A 19,221-nucleotide genomic window follows, 5' to 3' on the forward strand; every position below is an offset into this window, starting at 1 on the left:
GCCAGATCAAGTTTAAGATGCGAGCTCTGGTGGGAGGCACCAATTCTCACCGACTGCACGACGAATCGTTATAGGGATGCGACCGGCCAAGACCAGTGACATTTGACACAGGCGGATGGGCTGGGCCTCATTCTTCCAGCTTGGCGCGGGCGATGATGGCGGCGGAACTGGCGAGGGCCGAAAACGTGCCGGTCAGCACATGTCCGGTTTCGCCGGTGGCGACGCGCATCCCGGACAGGTCTTTCGTCAGGGCCTCGTCATATCGTTCCGCAGCTTCCTTGTCGCGCGAGGAGATGTCGAACTGCGATCCGAGGATATAGATGCATTTGCCGGCCCGCTCGATCTTGGACATGTAAAGCAGGTTGAGGAAGGGGCGGCCCGATGCCGTGACATTCGGTATGACGAAACGTCCGTCCTTTACCGCATCAGTGTCGAGGAATTTGCGAATCTGCGCACGCACAGGGCCGCCGCCGCCTTCGGGCTGAAGGAACCGGCAATTGTGGCCGACCACCGCTTCTTTTGAAAACTCGGTCAGCTTCGTGAAGGAGGGATTGGCGTGGACAAGCGGAAAATCCGGCAGCAGCGCATCCGCCACGGTGAAGGCGACGGTGCTCTTGTCCATGAACGCGGCAAGGCTGGGCGGAAGCGGGTGAAGTTCCTGCTTGATCGACACGACGACTGACCCTTCTGTCCCTGTTTGGCTTACGGTTTGAACAGGCATCTGCGCCATGCCCGGGCGTGAGACAGATCAGGCTGGCAGCTTACGGCATAGCTGCGAAAGCGTTGCTTGATGTGATTGCCTGCGCACCGGTTTAGGCGCAGGCCCGCGATCCAGCAAGTGCCCGTTGCGCGCAAACGGGGTATTTATCTGTTCTGTCAGCCTATTAGCGGCATATATTTGATCTGGCGACGAACTCCCGGCACGCCATCACCGCAGGCGTTTCCAGCCCGAAGCAATGGCGCGTCCGGCATCATTGGATCAGATGTCGAGATTGGCGACGTTCAGCGCGTTTTCCTGAATGAACTCGCGGCGCGGTTCGACGACGTCGCCCATCAGGCGGGTGAAGATCTCGTCCGTGACGTCGGCATCCTCCACCTTTACCTGCAGCAGCGCACGGTTTTCGGGATCGAGAGTGGTCTCCCACAGCTGTTCCGCGTTCATTTCGCCCAGACCCTTGTAACGCTGGACCGACAGGCCCTTGCGCCCCGCGGCGATTACCTGGTCGAGTAGCTGCGTCGGGCGGTTCAACGTCTTGGCGTCGACCACCGTGCTCTCGCCGTCCTCGTCGTCTTCCGCGGCTGCGGCGGCCTGGCTGATGCGAACAAGCCGTGCGCCCTGTTCGAACGGCGGGGCGAGTTCGGCGGCGAGCTTGTGCAGCTTGCGCGCCTCTGCGCTTTCAAGGAACTTGGTCTCGATCTCGTGATAGTCGGTGACCCCGCGCCAGACGCGCGAAATGCCATAGCCATCCGAAGTGACCTCGCCCTTCCACCGCGCATCGTCGTCAACGCGTTCCAGCCATTCGGCCGCGCGGGTGAGGGCGGCTGCGCGGGCTTCGGCGCCCATGTCGGGTGCCAGCGCCCCGGCAAGCGCCAGCGCCTCGATCACCGACTGGTCATAACGATTGGGAGCAAAGGCCAGCGTGTTCTTGAAACGCCGCGCTTTTTCGACCAGCTCGGCGAGATCGCCACCGCTGCGCGCCCCTTCCGAGGTTTCGAGGACCTTGTCGCCCAGACCCGCCTCGATCAGATAGCGGTCGAGCGCGTCATTGTCCTTGAGGTAAACCTCAGACCGGCCCTTAGCGACCTTATAAAGCGGCGGCTGCGCGATATAGAGATGCCCGGCCTTCACGATGTCGGGCATCTGGCGGTGGAAAAAGGTGAGGAGCAGCGTGCGAATATGCGCGCCGTCGACGTCTGCGTCGGTCATGATGACGATCTTGTGATAGCGCAGCTTCTCAAGATCGAACTCGTCGCGAAGCCCCGTGCCCATCGCCTGAATCAGCGTGCCGACTTCGCGCGAACCGATGATGCGGTCGAAACGGGCGCGTTCCACGTTGAGGATCTTGCCTCGCAGCGGCAGGATCGCCTGGTACTGGCTGTCGCGGCCATTCTTGGCCGAGCCGCCGGCGGAATCACCCTCGACCAGGAAAAGCTCGCACTTGGTCGCGTCCTTTTCGCGGCAGTCGGACAGCTTGCCGGGCAGGCTGGCGACGCTCATCGCGCCCTTGCGGCTCATCTCGCGGGCGCGGCGGGCCGCTTCGCGCGCGGCGGCGGCGTCTACGACCTTCTGGACGATGGTCTTGGCGTTGGCGGGGTTTTCCTCCAGCCATTCGCTCATCTTGTCGCTCATCAGGCTTTCCAGCGGCTGACGAACTTCGGACGAAACCAGCTTGTCCTTCGTCTGCGAGCCGAACTTCGGATCCGGCAGCTTGACCGACACGATGGCGGTGAGGCCCTCGCGCATGTCCTCGCCCGACAGGCTGACCTTTTCTTTCTTCATCAGGCCCGAGCGGTCGGCATAGCCGTTCAGCGTGCGCGTCAGCGCCGCGCGGAAGGCGGCGAGGTGGGTGCCGCCGTCACGCTGCGGGATATTGTTCGTGAAGCAGAGCACGTTTTCGTAATAGGAATCGTTCCATTCGAGAGCGACCTCGATCCCGATCCCGTCCTTGTCCGCGCTGATCGCGATCGGCTCGGGGATCAGCGCTTCCTTGTTGCGGTCGAGATATTTGACGAAGGCACCGATGCCGCCTTCATAGAAAAGGTCGTGTTCCTTCGGCTCTTCGCCGCGCAAATCCTTGAGGATGATGCGCACGCCCGAATTCAGGAACGCCAGCTCGCGATAGCGGTGCTCAAGCTTGTCGAAATCATATTCGTTGACGTTCTTGAACGTCTCGTCGCTGGCGAGGAAGCGGACGCGGGTGCCCTTGCGCGGCACGCCTTCTTCGTTGAGCGGGGCATCGCCCTTGACCACCAGCGGGGCGACGGCCTTGCCATGCTCGAACCGGATGTAATGCTCCAGCCCGTCGCGCCATACGGTCAGCTCCAGCCATTCCGACAGCGCGTTCACGACCGAAACGCCCACCCCGTGGAGGCCGCCCGACACCTTATAGGCATTGTCGTCGCTGGTGTTTTCGAACTTACCGCCCGCGTGCAGCTGGGTCATGATGACCTCGGCCGCCGACACGCCTTCTTCCTTGTGGATGTCGACCGGGATGCCGCGGCCATTGTCGTCGACCGAAACGGAATTATCGGGGTGCAGCTCGATCAGCACGCGGTCGCAATGGCCTGCCAGCGCCTCGTCGATGGCGTTGTCCGACACTTCGAACACCATGTGGTGCAGGCCCGAACCGTCATCGGTGTCGCCGATATACATGCCCGGACGCTTACGGACGGCGTCCAGCCCCTTCAGCACCTTGATGGATTCGGCGCCGTAGCCATTGCCGTTGACGATTTTCTCGGGACCCTTTTCGGGTGTTGCACCATTCTCGTTCATGACCACGATATAGGAATTCTTGCCCTTTCCCCCAAGCGGAACCGCCGCGGCCTGAGCGATTTTCCACAACTGTTGCCAAAACCGGCCCGGCGCGGCCCCGAATCCGACCGAAAGAACTGCCCATGCTCATGACTCTTGCCGTTGTGGCCGTCGTTTCCGGCGCGTTGATGCTGGGCGCGGCATGGGGCGTCTACGGCAACATGTCGGCCAAGACGCAGGGTTTCCTGGTCGCGCTGGCGGGCGGCGCGCTGGTGCTTTCGCTGGTGAGCGAGCTCATCGAGCCCTCGATCGAGCAGTCGAGCGTCTGGCTTGCCTCGGGCGGGGTCGCGGCGGGGGCGGTGATCTTTGCCCTTGCCGATTACCTGATCGATGAGAAATGGGGGCCAAACTCGGGCGGCGGCCTGCTGGCCGCGATCAGCCTCGACGGCGTTCCTGAGAACCTCGCCCTTGGCGTGGCCCTGATCGGAACCGGCCCGATGGGTGTGGCGGCGCTGGCAGGCTCGATCTTCCTGTCTAATTTACCCGAAGCGGCAGGCAGCGCGAAACAGATGGCGGAAAACGGCGATCGGTCGAAGGGGACCATTATCGCCATCTGGGCTGCGACGGCGGCAATCCTGTCGATCGCGGCAATCGCGGGCAATGTGCTGCTGGCGGGCGCTTCGCCGCATCTTCTCGCCTTCATCCGCTGTTTCGCGGCGGGCGCAGTGGTCGCCAGTCTTGCGACCGAGGTGTTCCCTACCGCCTATCGCAAGGAGCATCACTTGTCGGGAATCGCCACCGCGCTGGGGCTGGTGCTGGCCTTTGCGCTGGGCCAGCTGGGCGGGTGAGGTCTGGTGACTGGACGCAGGACAGCAAAAAGGCCGCCCCGTCATGCGGAGCGGCCCTTTTTCGCTGACCTGTAAGGTCGCTCGACTTAGCCGAGTTCGGCGGTCGAGGCCGAAGCGATCGAGCGCTGTGCGTCGATCTGTGCGTCAGCTTCTTCCATCGCGTCGCGGATGCAGGAACGCACCTGCAGACGGCTGGCGAAGGACGGAACCTCGTCGTTGCAAGCCGCGCTCACTTCGGTGAGGACACGAGCGCGCAGTTCCGACACGTCGGAAGACTGGGCGAGGTCGAGATCGGAAAAGTCCACACGGACTTCGGTATCTTCTGCCTGAGCAGCCGGGGCAATGCCGAAAGTGGCAAGAGCGGCCAGGGCAGGAACGATGAACTTACGCATATTTCCCTCCTATGAGTTGCCGCCTGAAAAGCATCCAGAAGTGTTTTCGTTCTCTCTTTTGTCGAGCTTTTTGTGCACTGCACCATACGATTGCGCAAATGCGAAAAGAAGCGGCTCTGTTGCGTTTTGTGCAATTATGCTCGTCCGTATGGGCAATCCGCCGCTTTCGGCGGTGCTGGATGGGGCGATGCCCGTCTTTTTTTTCCTGCACTGGACAGAATCGACGGCCTCAAATAACGCGCCGGACCATGGCCCAGAACCCCGAACAGACGTCCGAATCCGGTGAAACCGGCATGCCCCGCCTTGGTAGTGATAGCCAGGGCGATACGATTCTCATCGTCGATTTCGGCAGTCAGGTCACGCAGCTGATCGCCCGCCGCGTTCGTGAGGCAGGGGTTTATTCGGAAATCGCGCCCTTCACCATGGCGGAAGAGGCGTTCAAGCGGATGAAGCCTGCCGGCATCATCCTGTCGGGCAGCCCGGCGGGCGTTCCCGAAGATGGCAGCCCGCGCGCGCCGCAGATGCTGTTCGAGGCGGGCGTTCCGATCCTGGGCATCTGTTATGGCCAGCAGGTGATGAGCCACCAGCTGGGCGGCGAAGTGCGGCCGGGGCACGAAACGGGTGAGGGCGGCGAGTTTGGCCGCGCCTTCCTGACCGTGACCAAGCGTTGCGCCCTCTTCGACGGCCTTTGGGAAGAGGGCGAGCGTCATCAGGTCTGGATGAGCCACGGCGACAAGGTCACCAAGTTCGCCCCCGGATTCGAGATCGTTGCCATTTCCGACGGCGCGCCCTTCGCGGTCATCGCGGATGAGGAACGCCGCTTCTATGGCACTCAGTTCCACCCCGAAGTCGTGCACACGCCCGACGGCGGCAAGCTCATCGCCAATTTCGTGCGCCATGTCTGCGGCTGCGCGGGGGACTGGACGATGGCCCAGTTCCGCGAGACCAAGATCGCCGAAATCCGCGAGCAGGTCGGCGATGCGAAAGTCATTTGCGGTCTGTCCGGCGGTGTCGACAGCGCGGTTGCCGCCGTGCTGATCCACGAAGCGATCGGCGACCAGCTGACCTGCGTCTTCGTCGATCACGGCCTTATGCGCATGGGGGAGGCCGATCAGGTCGTCAGCCTGTTCCGCGGCCATTATAACATTCCGCTGGTCCACGTTGACGCCACGACCCTGTTCATGAAGGGCCTTGAGGGCGTCACCGACCCTGAAGCCAAGCGCAAGTTCATCGGCAAGACCTTCATCGACGTGTTCGAGGACGAGGCCAACAAAATCGGCGGCGCCGACTTCCTTGCGCAGGGCACGCTCTATCCCGACGTGATCGAGAGCGTTTCGTTCACCGGCGGCCCCAGCGTCACGATCAAGAGCCACCACAATGTCGGCGGCCTTCCCGAACGCATGAACATGGACCTGGTCGAGCCCTTGCGCGAATTGTTCAAGGACGAAGTGCGCGAGCTGGGCCGCGAATTGGGCCTGCCCGACATCTTTGTCGGTCGCCATCCGTTCCCGGGGCCGGGACTTGCCATCCGCATTCCCGGCGCGGTTGATCGTGACAAGGCCGATATCTTGCGCAAGGCGGATGCCATCTATCTGGAAGAGATCCGCAATGCGGGCCTTTACGATGCGATCTGGCAAGCCTTCGCCGTGCTGCTTCCGGTGAAGACCGTGGGCGTGATGGGTGATTACCGCACCTATGACTATGTCTGCGCCCTGCGCGCGGTCACCAGCACCGACGGCATGACCGCCGATGTCTATCCTTTCGACGGCAAGTTCCTTGCCCAATGCGCCACGCGCATCGTGAACGAGGTGAAGGGCATCAACCGCGTGGTCTATGACTATACGTCAAAGCCGCCGGGCACCATCGAATGGGAGTGATCGGCAGGTGTCGCCCGGGCTCGCGTTTTTGCGTTTGCGCAAATACCGGAACCCGATAGACTGCTAGCCGTTCCCCCTAGGGGCCCATTGGCCGAGCGCATTGTGTCACCGGGACCTAAGTCGGGGAATGACTGGCCTGTGATCGAAACTGGGGTCGCGCTCGGGGAGAGAACGGTGAATGCCATGACCAAGGAAACCAAGCCTTTCGGCGACACGAACCTGCCGCTTGAGGCGTTCTGGGTCGAGATGTGGATGATGCCCATCACGATGATGGCGCAATTCATGGGGATGAGCCGAACGGTCGTCGATGACGAGCCCGAGATCGACCGCGAGTGCAAGGATTGCCAGCTGCCGGTCCCGAACAAGATCCAGGAAAGCATGGATCACGATATTTTCGCCTGATCGCATTACTGGCCCACGCAAATTTATACCGGAGCCGCGTCCGGCGCTGGACGAGTGCGGGTAAAGCACCTATCTTGTCTCACGCATGAAACGGCTCCTCGCCCTTTTCGCCATTCTGTTCGGCATGGCCGCGCTTGTCGCGCCGGCCCATGCACGCATGGCTGCCAAGGCGGAGTCGAGCGCGGTCGCGGGCAATACTGCGACTTCAGAGGCCAAGACCGACCGCTACGGGCAGGAGGTCCGGCCTGATGCGCGGCGCAAGAAGCGTGAGCGTGAACTGGGCAAGCCCGATACCGAGAGCTATCGGACGGTCATCGTGCCCACCGTCATGCTGGTCGACAGGCCGCTTACCTAAGATCTGATCTCTGGCGCTGCCCGGGCTTTCCGCGCGGCTCCTTTGCGATTGCGCCGGGAACGCCCCGGCATTCCGTGCGTCCGCCCTGTGAAGAGGGCGCGCTTTCCCCGATAAAACCGCTTAATCACGAAGGGAACGCCCATGTTCGGCGGCCTTGCCAAGTCCATTTTCGGGTCGTCCAACGACCGCTACGTCAATTCGATCGAAAAGATCGTCCGCCAGATCAATGCGCTGGAGGACGATTACGCCGCCCTGTCCGACGAGGAACTGCAGGGCGCCACCGCCACTTTCCGCGAACGTCTGGCCGAGGGCGAGACGCTCGACGACATCCTGCCGCAGGCATTCGCCGTGGTGCGCGAAGGTTCCAAGCGCGTGTTCGGGATGCGGCATTTCGACGTGCAGATGATTGGCGGCGTGGTGCTTCACCGCGGTGAAATCGCCGAAATGCGCACGGGTGAGGGCAAGACGCTGGTCGCAACGCTTGCCGTTTATCTGAACGCGCTGGAGGGGAAGGGCGTCCATGTCGTTACCGTCAACGACTATCTCGCCCGCCGCGACGCCGAAACGATGGGCAAGCTGTATAACTGGCTGGGCCTGACCGTTGGCGTGATCGTGCCCAACATGCACGAAGCGCAGCGCCGCGAAGCCTATGGCTGCGACATCACCTATGCGACCAATAACGAGCTGGGCTTCGATTACCTGCGCGACAACATGAAGCAGTCGCGTGAGCAGCAGGTGCATCGCCCCTTCAATTTCGCCATCGTCGATGAAGTCGATTCCATCCTGATCGACGAGGCCCGCACCCCGCTCATCATCTCCGGCCCGACCGAGGACAAGTCCGAGCTTTATGTCGCCATCGACGCCATCGTGCAGAAGGTCGAGGAAGACGATTACGAGCTGGACGAGAAGGCCCGCAACATCGGCTTTACCGAGGACGGGATCGAGCGTGTCGAGCAGATGCTGATCGAGGCAGGTCTGCTCGAAACCGACAATCTCTACGATTTCGAGAATACGCAGGTCGTCCACCATCTCGACCAGGCATTGCGCGCGAACAAGATGTTCAAGCGCGACACCGATTACATCGTGAAGGACGGCAAGGTCGTCATCATCGACGAGTTTACCGGCCGCATGATGGATGGCCGCCGCTGGTCCAACGGCCTGCACCAGGCGGTGGAGGCCAAGGAGGGCGTGAAGATCGAGCCCGAGAACCAGACCATGGCCTCGATCACCTTCCAGAACTATTTCCGCATGTACCCGAAGCTTGCCGGCATGACCGGCACGGCCGCGACCGAGGCGGCGGAATTCTTCGACATCTACAAGCTGAATGTCGTCGAGATCCCGACCAACCTGCCGATCCAGCGCATCGACGAGGACGACCAGTTCTACAAGACGATGCAGGAGAAATTCGCCGCGATCGCCAAGGGGATCAAGGAGAAGAACGAGATCGGCCAGCCGGTCCTTGTTGGCACCGTCTCGATCGAGAAGTCCGAGCTTCTGTCCGCCTTCCTCGACAAGGAAGGGGTGAAGCATGCCGTGCTGAACGCGCGCATGCACGAAAAGGAAGCGCATATCGTGGCGCAGGCGGGCCGCATCGGTGCCGTCACCATCGCCACCAACATGGCGGGCCGCGGCACCGATATCCAGCTGGGCGGCAATCTTGAATTCCGCACCGAGGACGAGCTGTCGGGCATGCCCGAAGGGCCCGAACGCGACGCCGCCATCGCCCGCATCAAGGAAGAGATCGCAGCCGAGCGCCAGCAGGTGCTGGATGCGGGCGGCCTGTTCGTGCTGGGCACCGAGCGCCACGAATCGCGCCGCATCGACAACCAGCTGCGCGGCCGTTCGGGTCGTCAGGGCGATCCGGGCCTTTCGCGCTTCTACCTCTGCCTCGAAGACGATCTGCTGCGCATTTTCGGGCCGGACACGCTGTTTTCGAAAATGATGAACGCCAACCTTGCCGATGGCGAGGCGATCGGTTCGAAATGGCTGTCGAAGGCCATCGAGACGGCACAGAAGAAGGTCGAGGCGCGCAATTACGACCAGCGTAAGCAGGTCGTCGAATACGACAATGTCATGAACGACCAGCGCACCGTCATCTATGAACAGCGCGCCGAGATCATGGACAGCGAAGCGGTCGACGATGTCGTGCTCGACATGCGCGCCGACACGATCAACGCCATTGTCGGCACCGCGTGCCCTCCCGGTTCCTATCCCGAACAGTGGGATGTCGAGGGGCTGAAAGAGAAGTTCCGCGACATCACCGGTGAAGATGCGCCAATCGAGCAATGGCTTGAGGAAGACGGCATCGAGCCCGAAGACATCGACCAGCGCCTTGCCGCGATTGCCGATGCCAAGATGGATGCGAAGCTTGAGAGCTTTGACCACAACATCTGGCGGCAGGTCGAAAAATCGATCCTGCTCGACCGCATGGACTTCCACTGGAAGGAGCATCTCGCGACATTGGACGCATTGCGTCAGGTCGTGTTCCTGCGCGCCTATGCGCAAAAGACGCCGCTTAACGAATACAAGCAGGAAGCCTTCGCCCTGTTCGAGCGGATGCTGGACGAGATCCGCGAGGATGTGACGCGCCTCCTCATGAACACCTCGCTGCGCATGCCCGATCCGGAACCTGCGCCGCTGCCTGATCTGCCCGATTTCCTTACAAACCCGTCTGCCACGGTACCGGGTGAGGGATTGATGACGGGCCATATCGATCCGCTGACCGGCCGGGACAATTCCGATGACGGCGACGGGTCGGCAGGGCGGGAGGCACTGTTCGGCTCGCTGGCCGGATCCACCTTTGCGCAGGTTGGGCCGGGCGGTGCGGACACGGCTAATCCGTATGAAGGAATGGACATCAGCCGCAATGCGCCGTGCCCGTGCGGTTCGGGCAACAAGTACAAGCATTGCCACGGCGCGGCGGTCTGATCCGACCCGCCGAACAGCACTGAAAAACGACCGGGGCCGTCCTTGCCATGCAGGGGCGGCCCCGTTTGTTACAGATGCCGCACAAGCGTCATGAACAAGTCACATAGCTGCGCCATCGACCTGCCTGAAACAGGGTTACGGGGCGTATCGTGGAGACCGTTTACATCTATCTGACCGACCCCCGGTTCGAGGGGTTCGAAGAGTTTCGCCACGGCGAGACCCGGTTCGTGTTCGAACATCTCGACGCGGGCGGTCCGCGCCGCCTGCTCGATGGCCCGATCTGGGCCTTTGTCGACTGGGTGATGGACGATCTGTCGGGCCTTGAAATGTGCCGCCGCCTGCGCGCGGATGAACGCACGCGCGATGCCCATGTGACCATGGTGCTGGAACGCGACGACAAGGAAGATCGCCGCCGGGCACTGGCTGCCGGGGCCGATGACTACATGGTTGGTCAGCCCGAACGCAACGCCGTGCTCGACCGTGTGCTGGCGGTGCAGGCGCGGCGGGGGCATTGCAATCTTACGCAGACATTGCAGGCGGGCCAGCTCGCCATCGATCTTGCCGCGCTGCAGGCGCGCTGGGGGGCGGTGGCGGTGCAGTTGCGGCCCAATGAATTCCGCCTGCTGCGCTTTTTCGCCGAAAACCCCAACCGGGTGCTGACCCGCCTTGAACTGATCGAGGGTCTGGGCAAGCTGGAGCCGCCCATCGACGAGCGCACCGTCGATGTCTGGATCGGCCGCCTGCGCCGCGCATTAAAGGCGGCTGGAGCGGGCAATCCGCTGCGCACGGTGCGCTCGCTGGGCTATGTCCTCGACGCGTAACGCGCGTCTCGGATTCAGGGCATGCTCAGGGCTTGAACCCGAAACGCGCATATTCCTCCGCCATCGCGGGCCAGGTCCTGGCGATGTAATCGATGTCACTTTCGCCCGCATCGTCGCCCAGCGCCCGCTGGGCAAAGCCGCGCACATATCGCGACGCGACCATGTCGGGCGAAATCGCCAGAGCGGCATCGGCATCGGCAAGCGCCTTTGCAGGCTCTCCCACCGTCAGCCACGCCAGTGAACGGCTGTCGAGCACGGCTGGCGAGCCGACCTGTTCAACCGCGCGATTGCACACATCCATCATGTCGTCCCGGCCCACGCCATGGCGCGCGCGATACCAGCATGACGAATTGAGCAGGTAGCTCTTGCCCGGACTTTCCGCGATCAGCGCCTCGATCTCGGCCAGCCCGTCCTCGGCCATGTCGCCATAGGCCATTACCTCGGCCTTGCTCTGCACAAAGCCTTCGTGGGAATCGCCCCAGTCGTCGTTCGCTTCCAGCAGGGCCAGCGCGGCATCGATCTGGCCGGTTTCGCCCATCTCCTGCGCAAGACCCATGGCGAGATAGGGCTTCGGATCGAGTTCGAAAGCTTTTTGGCGCGCGGCCAGCGATTCCTCGTGCCTGCCAAGATTGTGGAGGATCAGGGCCCGCCGATTATGGTTTTCTGACGTCGGGTCGATCGCGATCGCCTTGTCGATCTCTTCCAACGCGCCGGGGAGATTGCCCGTGCGCTGGCGGAACAGGGCAAGGCCTTCATGCGGATAGGAATCGTCCGGATCACGCTCTGCCATCGCCCGATACGCAGCTTCATACGGGGCCAGTCGCCCCTTCAACCCATCGCGGCCATATTCCCATGCGCGCGCGGCTTTGGCAGGGGCCAGCAGGTAAGGCGTGGAATTGACGATGCGCGCCGCCGCCGTGCGGGCAGGGCCGATATCGCCTGCGGCAAGCTCACCGCCAAGGCTCTCAATCCGTTCCTTGACGGTGAAGACATTGCCATCGAGCGCGGCATCGCGCACCACCCGCTGGCCGCCGACCGTCTGGTCCATGCTGGCAAGCCCGCGCATGCGATAGGGATCGGCTTCGTCCGAAAGCAGGATCTTGACGTTGGTGGTGAAAAGCGTGGGATAGCCCTGTTCGACCGGGATGTCGCGCCATGCGGTGCGCGCGCGGTCGAAATCGAACTGGAAATCGGCGCTGCCCAGCATGTCCAGCGCCTGCTTCTTGCCCGCGCCTTCGCGTTCCCACGGCGTGGTCATCAAGCCGCTGACATCGACCGTCGCAATGCCCGTTTCCGCATCGAAACTGATGTCGCCATCGGTGACGACAAGGCCCTGTTGCATCGATGCGGCAAACCTCTCGACCAGATCGTCATGTTGCTCGTCGCTGACCTGACCGATCATGGATCCCAGATTGCTGCCAAGCTGACCGCTCAATTCCGCGCGCAAATGGACGAGGGCGGGAATGTCGATGCCGCCACGCTCATCCAGTTCGATGTCGACTGCGGCAACGGCAGAGGCGGGAAGGCGCGGTTCGATATGCATCAGGCCGGTGCCCGGATCGCGGATCGGCAGGCCATATCGGAATTGCGGCGTGTCGGCGATATTGGCTAGGCGCGCGCCCGTCTGAGTCCCGTCGATCCAGTAATCCTTGCCCCCGATGACCGCATGCACGATCACGTGGTCGAAGGAGCCGGGAACGGGCAGGAGTTCCGGCAGGGCATCGCTCAATCTCGTGTTGATGAGCAGCGGCTCCGCCTCGATCCCCAGACCATCGAGCAGGGAGAGCAGGAGGAGCGTCTTCGCCTTGCAGTCGCCAAAGCGCATTTCCCATGTCTTTGCAGGCGATTGCGGGGTGTAGTTGCCGCCCGACATGCCATTCATCAGATAGGAGACCTGCTCCTGCACCAGCCGGGTTGCCATGGCGGCGCGGACCACCGGATCGTCGCTGGCCGCCGCGATCCGCGCGACTTCCCCGGCGAGCGGGCTGCCCGCCGCGATCGTGCCGTCTGTCGCATAGAGCGGCGCGAAGACCGACGAGACTTCCTGCCATGAAGCGAATGTGCCGGCCTGCACGAACAAAGGGCGGGTAAAGCGGCTGGGCGCGGCGGCAGGCAAATCCTCGCGCTTTGGCAGCGGGAGGTCGAAGGTCAGGTAATGATAGCCGCCGCGATCCTCCTCGGTCGGCGCAGGGACTTCCGGGTTGGCCTTCCATGTGACCGTCTCGTCCATGGGCCAGGAAATTACGTTGCGGGCAAAGTCTGCCTCCAGCGGTTTCGAGAACAGATCCGCGCTCATCTGCGCGCCGCCCTGCAGCGTATCGTCATGCACGGTCTGGCTGAACACGATATGCAGCACGTCGCCGATTTGCAGGCCCGGCACGGCGAGCGTGGCAGTCAGAATTCCGTCAAGCGTGCGGTTCTCAAGCTGCTGTTCGCGGCGCAGCACCGTGTATTCCTCACCCGTTTCCAGCACGTCGACGACCTTGTCGCCGCGCACGATCTCGACCTTGTGGATGGTCAGGTCGCCGCGTTCGGGCATCCATGTCGCGGTGCTGGTGCCGGCCTGCGTCAACGCTTCGGCGCTGCTGAGCTTGATCGCGCGGTCGATATAGGTGGTAACCGTCCCGTCCTCGATCCGCTGCTGGCGGTCGAGGCGGTTGAGGATGCCCGTGGCGTCGGGATCAATCTCGCTTGTCGGCGTGACATCGACCCAGTCCGGCGCCGGGCCATAAAGCACTTCCTCTCCCGCAAGGGCGGGCGTTGCCGCCAGCATGACCGGAACCAAAGCGAGATAACGCGCGAATTTCATCTGGAAGCGACCCCCTGAATTTTCCCCAGCAGGGACGTTCAAGTCCCTGAAAAGACAAACTGCATGTTTGCGCGCAAAACGCAAAGGGGGCGCCGCCGATCTGGACCAATTAGTTACAACTGCACCATATTCATACGACCATGCCGCCAAGTGAAACGGCCCGCCTCGCCAATGGACGAGACGGGCCGATCAATGCGCAGCCAAGGCTGCGGGCGTAGAAGCCGGGATCAGAACTCCATTGAAGCGCCCAAAGAAAAGGACGGGCCCTTGCGATAGCTGTTCACTTCGATGCGATTGCCGCCGGTTTCCTGATATTCCCAGTTGTCGCGGCCAAAGATATTGCGCGCTTCAAAGCTGAGCTGGATGTTCTGGCCAAGGAAATCCATTTCCGACCGCGCGACGAAATCGACGGTCAGGCCCGGATCCTCGACGATCTCGGGGCGCTGGAAATCGCGGCGGGTCACGCGCTTGCTGGCATAGGCGAGGATCAGGGTGAACTGCTCCAGCCGGTCCTCGTCCTCAAGACCCAGTTGCAGGTTCGCGACATGCTCGCTCTGCCCCGTCAGCGGATCGCCGTCGGCCACGAAGTTCGAGACCGCGGTGCTGCCGCCCGGGATCAGCGTGGTGTCGCCATCAGAAACCGCAATTTCCGATTTCGACCAAGTGTAGTTTGCCGCGACGCGGAAATTCTTGGCATCGAACCAGCCACCCAGATCGTAAAGCGGGAAGGCCTTCTGCGCCTCGAACTCCGCGCCATAAAGCTGCGCTTCGGGCACGTTGGCGAATGTGGTGTAGCGACCGCCCCCCGGTAGTGAGAGCACGATGGCCTCGATCGGGTTGTCGAGCTTTTTGTAAAAGCCGGCGAGGCTGATCTTGTCGCCGCCGCCAAGGTAATATTCGGCGCGCGCTTCGGCGTTGAACAGCTCGCTGTCGGTCAGATACGGGTTGCCGCGATACTGGCGGTTGTTTTCCGGGTCATAGAAGTTCTGCTCGACCAGTTCGCGGAACTGCGGGCGGGCGATGGTCTTCGATGCCGACAAGCGCAGCTGCAGATCGTCGCTCGCCTCCCACGTGATGGTGGCGGCGGGCAGGATATAGTCGTTCGAGTTGTAGGTCTCGGTCGCGCCGGAGACAGGATCGACGAAGATGCTCTGGTCGAGCGCCACCGACTGGTCCGCGGTTTCATAACGCGCGCCGACATCGACGGTCAGCGTGTCGATCGGCAGCCAGCGCAGCTGGCCATAACCGGCGTGGATGGTCATCGCCGCGTCAAACGCCGGGAAGGCGCTGGTTTCATTGAGGCCGACGTCGAACCCAGCCAGCGTCGCGCCATTGATCAGGTCGCCTGGACGGCGCAGCGCTACCGCGTCGAGCACGCTTTCATCGAGGCCGGAGCCGACCATGTCGCTATCGGTGGTGACGGCCAGCGTGAACTCGCGGCGGGTCGAATAGCGGCTGGTGTCGGAATAGGCATAGCCGACCGTGGCAGTCAGGTTCGGCATCAGCTCATAGCTGGCGTCGATGCCGCCGTACCACAGCTCTTCCTGCAAATCGTCGAACGCGGCCGAGACCGGATTCACATTGTTGATCTGGTTGGTGATATTCGCGACGTAATACTGGCCCGTGGGCGTATCGAGATTGGTGCGCACATAGTTGTAGGTGAGGTTGTACGGCGCTTCACGATCGGTGCGGGCATAGCCGCCGCGCAGGTCGAGGCTGAGGGGGCCGAATTCGAACTCACCCACCAGCTGGCTGTCGATCAGCTGGCGTTCGTACCATGCGGTGTTCTGGGTGATGACGTCGAACTCGTCCTCGTACTGGAACGTGTTGGCAAGGCTCGACTGCTTGAGCGTGTCGCGGATGTAGAGGTTTGTCCAGCGCACGGTGTGTTCACCGAAATCGAGGCCAAGGCCCAGCAGCGCGTTGAAGAGCATGCGCTGGTCGGTGATGAAATTCTCGGTATCGTCGGTGAGTTCAGAGAGGTCGGTATTGGCCTGCTGCGAGGTGACCAGGCGGTTGCGCCAGTCGTTCTTCAGCCCGACCGTCGCGATCACGCCGAACACAGCATCGTCGCCCACGTCGAACGATGTGCCGCCGGTGAGGAAGCCGGAGAAGTTGGGCGGCAAATTGCCGACCTTCTGCACGGTCGCCATGTTCAGCGGGAAGAGTTGCGCGGCCACGCCTTCCTGCACCGCGATGGAGGTGTCCTCCATCCGCGCGCCGCTGTCGATGAAGCTGACGAGGTTACTGGGCAGGTCGCGGTTGCCATTGTCAAAGCCGGTCCAGTCGATGTCGCTGCCGTAATAGGACAGGCCATTGCGCCCGGTGGTCCGGGTATCGCCGCTCATGCTGGCGGAGATCTTGAGGAAGCTTTCTTCCGGCACGGCGCGGGTGGTCAGGTTGATGACGCCGCCGCCGAATTCACCCGGGAAGTTGGGCGAATAGGTTTTCTGCACCAGCGACGATGCGATGACATTGGTCGGGAAGATGTCGAGCGGGACGACGCGGCTCAGCGGTTCGGGGCTGGGCAGCGGCAGGCCGTTCATCATCGCCAGCGAATAGCGATCGCCAAGGCCGCGGACATAGACGCGGCCATCGCCCACGACCGACAGGCCGGTGACGCGGCCCAAAGCGCCTGCGATGTCGCCATCGCCGGTCCGCGCGATGTCATCGGCGGAAAGGACCGAGACGACCTGCGTCGAGGAACGGGTGACGTCGCGTACCTTGCGCCCGGTAACGACGATGGTGCCGCCGGGAACGGAAATATCGGGCTGGTCGCCAAGCGCGTCCTCGGCCTGCTGTTCTTCGGCGGCCTGGGTGCTCGGATCATCCCCGGCGGGCACGCCCGTGGTCTGGGCGAGCGCGGCGGCAGGGAAGGAAAGCGCGGTGGAAAGCAGGAGCACGCCTGCAAGGCGCTTGCCGGTCGACATGGCTTGGGAACCCCCTCGTTGGTTCGATAAGTTCAATGGGCCGCACCAGTCTCGGGCGACCCGTTCAGAAAAACAGGGGCAGGGTGGAGGAAAGGCCCGAAGCCGCCATGAAGGCAGGCTCCGGACCTTTCATCCGGGCCTGCAATCAGTAGACCGGCAGCGCGGTGCAATCGCCGGTGTTGTTGCCGAAGCTCAGCGTCGCGCTGTCGCAGGTCCAGCCTTCGTACCAAGTGTCGGAGCTGTCAGCGACGGCGCCGATGTAATCGGTCGCATCGAAGTAGCTCGACAGCGCGGTCGGGTCATAGGCGGTCCACGCGCTTTCGCTGCTTCCGTTGATGAAGCTGCTCATCAGCGAGATGGTGAATGCCGAGTCCGTATCTGCCGACCCGTCGAACAGGGTCTGCACTTCGGTCGCGGTTACGCCCGAACCGCCGTTGAACGGTGCCGAGGCATCGCAATCGGCGACGACCGAGGCGAAGAACGGATCCTGGTCCATCGTCACGGTTTCATCGATGCGCAGGCAGGTTTCGGTGTCGGTGTCGATCACGCCATTGACCAGCGATACCTGTGCGCCGCCGCGGAAACGCAGGGCCTGCGAATTCGCGTTGGAGCGTTCGAGGAAGGTGAAGTTCGCAACCTGCAGATTGGTGCGCGGCAGCGCGGCGGTGGCGTAATCGCCATCGGGGCTGTCAAGCTCAATCAGATTGTCGCCAGCGTTGGAACGCTGTGCGGCGATCACATATTGCAGGTTCGCCTGAGCGCCGGTGTCGACGTCGAGCGAGTCGTCCGATGCGCCAACGATGACCACGTTCTTCATGTTGACTTCGCCGCCGAAGAACTCGGTGCCGTCGTCCGAGCTGTTGAAGCTCATCCAGTGGTCGATGGTCGTGCCCGAACCGATGCCGCCCAGCGTCAGCGACTGAAGCTCGCTGCCGCCTTCGAGCGTGTAGCCGGAATAGCGGATCTGGAAATACTGCATGGTGCCCGAACTGTCGGCCGGCGTGTTGCCGCCGAACAGCGTGGTGGTGGCAGCGCCTTCCAGCTCCTGCTCGCACTGCGCCTGGTCGGCCTTGTTGAAAACGCCGTCGCGGCAATCGGAAACCGGTGCGCGGCCCAGCAGCACGACGCCGCCCCACTGCGCGTCCGAGCTATCGGTCGACAGGCCCAGCACATTGTCGCGGCTGGTGAAGATGATCGGCATGTCGGCTTCGCCGACCGCGTCGATCTGGTTGCCGCGATTGACGACGAGATACGAACGGCCCGTCACGCCATACAGGATCGCGCCCGGCTCGATGGAAAGCGTAACGTCGCTGTCTGCGCCCGTGTCGGTCGCACCGCCGTCGGTGCCGACATCGACGCGGCCGTCAATCGCGTAAACGAGGCCTGCGATATAGGGCAGGGTGTCGTCTTCGTCGAAGGAGGCGGGAAGCGTGCAGACGCGGTAGTCGCCCGCGTCACCGGAAATGGTGCCGCTGTCGGTCAGGCCGCCGGTCGAATTGATCGTCGGGCAGCCATTGGCGGGCGTGACCGACGGGGTCGGCGTCGGCGTCGGCGTGGGCGACGGCGTCGAGGTTTCGGGATTATTGATGATGATGTCGCCGCCCGTACCGGGCGAAGCGATCTGGTCGCCGCCGCAGCCGGCAAGAGCCAGCATGCTGCAGCCGAGAATGAGCGAGCGGTGGATATTGGTCACGGCGGTTAGTCCCCTTGTGGCAGCCGAGAATCGAAACTTGCGATTTCGGATCGCGAGGCACCGGCTAGACGGGGGCTGTGACGGTTTCTTTGCAACTATGTGACCATTCAAAGACTCGATCCTGAAACCCGCACAATCCTGCGGCTGCGCAGCTGCAAAAAAAGTTTTGCGGGCATGGGGGGCAGGTCCCGTTACAGATTTGTGACAATGTTACAGTTATGTTGCAGTTCGGCGGGTTTCATCGCATTCTCACCCCAACAGAACGGATTGAGAGGAGATGGACATGGCCATTACCGCAATGATCGCAGGTCTGCTGCTGGCCGGACAGGCTGCGGCGACTCCGGCCAATGACGTGGCTTTCGATGAACTGGCCGCTGGCGCCGACCGCGCCGCGATCGAGAAGATCGAGGCCAACAGTGCGCTGAACGAAAACGATCCGGCGCGGCTGATCAATCTTGGCATCGCCCATGCACGCGAAGGGCGTGAGGATCTGGCCCGCGAATATTTCAGCGCGGTGGTCGCCAATCCCGATCGCTATCAGATGGAGACGGCAGAAGGGAAATGGGTGGATTCCCGTAACCTTGGCCGTCAGGCTCTCGCCATGCTGAATCGCGGCGAATTCTCCACCGCGCGCTACGCCGCCAACCGCTGACATCTCCTCGGCCCCGGGCGCGCGGCACTGGGCCTGCGCACG

At 62.6% G+C, this 19,221-nt stretch carries 13 protein-coding genes; 7 read left to right on the top strand and 6 right to left on the bottom strand.

Annotation, left to right across the window (positions count from 1 at the left end):
• Positions 1–127: 127 nt before the first annotated feature.
• Both A9D13_RS19470 and gyrB read right to left on the bottom strand, forming a co-directional pair.
• The gene (locus tag A9D13_RS19470; RefSeq protein ID WP_066777816.1) at positions 128–673 is read right to left on the bottom strand and encodes a PAS domain-containing protein; all 546 of its coding nucleotides are present in this window, start codon (positions 671–673) and stop codon (positions 128–130) included.
• A gap of 306 nt (positions 674–979) precedes the next feature.
• On the bottom strand, positions 980–3,493 hold the full coding sequence (gyrB, locus tag A9D13_RS19475) for a DNA topoisomerase (ATP-hydrolyzing) subunit B (RefSeq protein ID WP_066777889.1): 2,514 nt from the start codon (positions 3,491–3,493) through the stop codon (positions 980–982).
• A gap of 122 nt (positions 3,494–3,615) precedes the next feature.
• On the opposite strand from gyrB, the gene A9D13_RS19480 reads away from it, so the two are divergent.
• Positions 3,616–4,320, top strand: coding sequence for a ZIP family metal transporter (locus tag A9D13_RS19480; RefSeq protein ID WP_066777818.1), 705 nt, complete (start codon positions 3,616–3,618; stop codon positions 4,318–4,320).
• 86 nt (positions 4,321–4,406) lie between these two features.
• Here the strand turns inward: A9D13_RS19480 and A9D13_RS19485 are convergent, their stop codons facing one another.
• Positions 4,407–4,712, bottom strand: a complete 306-nt coding sequence (locus A9D13_RS19485; RefSeq protein ID WP_066777821.1) for a UrcA family protein — start codon at positions 4,710–4,712, stop codon at positions 4,407–4,409.
• Between the two features lie 293 nt (positions 4,713–5,005).
• Between A9D13_RS19485 and guaA the strand changes: the two genes are divergently transcribed.
• From guaA to A9D13_RS19510, 5 genes are all read left to right on the top strand, one after another.
• Positions 5,006–6,589, top strand: a complete 1,584-nt coding sequence (gene guaA / locus A9D13_RS19490) for a glutamine-hydrolyzing GMP synthase (RefSeq protein ID WP_066777892.1) — start codon at positions 5,006–5,008, stop codon at positions 6,587–6,589.
• A gap of 183 nt (positions 6,590–6,772) precedes the next feature.
• Complete coding sequence (locus A9D13_RS19495; protein WP_066777823.1) at positions 6,773–6,991, top strand: hypothetical protein; 219 nt, start codon at positions 6,773–6,775, stop codon at positions 6,989–6,991.
• An 85-nt stretch (positions 6,992–7,076) separates the two neighbouring features.
• Complete coding sequence (locus A9D13_RS19500) at positions 7,077–7,346, top strand: hypothetical protein (protein ID WP_066777825.1); 270 nt, start codon at positions 7,077–7,079, stop codon at positions 7,344–7,346.
• A gap of 141 nt (positions 7,347–7,487) precedes the next feature.
• A complete protein-coding gene (gene secA / locus A9D13_RS19505) occupies positions 7,488–10,274 on the top strand; it encodes a preprotein translocase subunit SecA (protein ID WP_066777827.1) in 2,787 nt (928 codons plus the stop codon).
• Between the two features lie 149 nt (positions 10,275–10,423).
• Positions 10,424–11,095, top strand: a complete 672-nt coding sequence (locus A9D13_RS19510) for a response regulator transcription factor (protein WP_066777829.1) — start codon at positions 10,424–10,426, stop codon at positions 11,093–11,095.
• A gap of 25 nt (positions 11,096–11,120) precedes the next feature.
• Here the strand turns inward: A9D13_RS19510 and A9D13_RS19515 are convergent, their stop codons facing one another.
• The 3 genes from A9D13_RS19515 to A9D13_RS19525 form a co-directional block, all read right to left on the bottom strand.
• Positions 11,121–13,904 carry a DUF3857 domain-containing protein gene (locus tag A9D13_RS19515; protein WP_066777832.1) on the bottom strand — a complete coding sequence of 928 codons (2,784 nt, stop codon included), beginning with the start codon at positions 13,902–13,904 and terminating at the stop codon, positions 11,121–11,123.
• 227 nt (positions 13,905–14,131) lie between these two features.
• A complete protein-coding gene (locus A9D13_RS19520; RefSeq protein ID WP_066777835.1) occupies positions 14,132–16,834 on the bottom strand; it encodes a TonB-dependent receptor domain-containing protein in 2,703 nt (900 codons plus the stop codon).
• Between the two features lie 145 nt (positions 16,835–16,979).
• Complete coding sequence (locus tag A9D13_RS19525) at positions 16,980–18,527, bottom strand: hypothetical protein (RefSeq protein ID WP_156522199.1); 1,548 nt, start codon at positions 18,525–18,527, stop codon at positions 16,980–16,982.
• 283 nt (positions 18,528–18,810) lie between these two features.
• On the opposite strand from A9D13_RS19525, the gene A9D13_RS19530 reads away from it, so the two are divergent.
• Positions 18,811–19,179 carry a hypothetical protein gene (locus tag A9D13_RS19530; protein WP_066777895.1) on the top strand — a complete coding sequence of 123 codons (369 nt, stop codon included), beginning with the start codon at positions 18,811–18,813 and terminating at the stop codon, positions 19,177–19,179.
• The last annotated feature ends 42 nt before the right edge of the window (positions 19,180–19,221 follow it).

Origin of the sequence: Croceicoccus mobilis, from assembly GCF_001661965.1 — a bacterium.
GTDB classification, from domain to species: domain Bacteria; phylum Pseudomonadota; class Alphaproteobacteria; order Sphingomonadales; family Sphingomonadaceae; genus Croceicoccus; species Croceicoccus mobilis.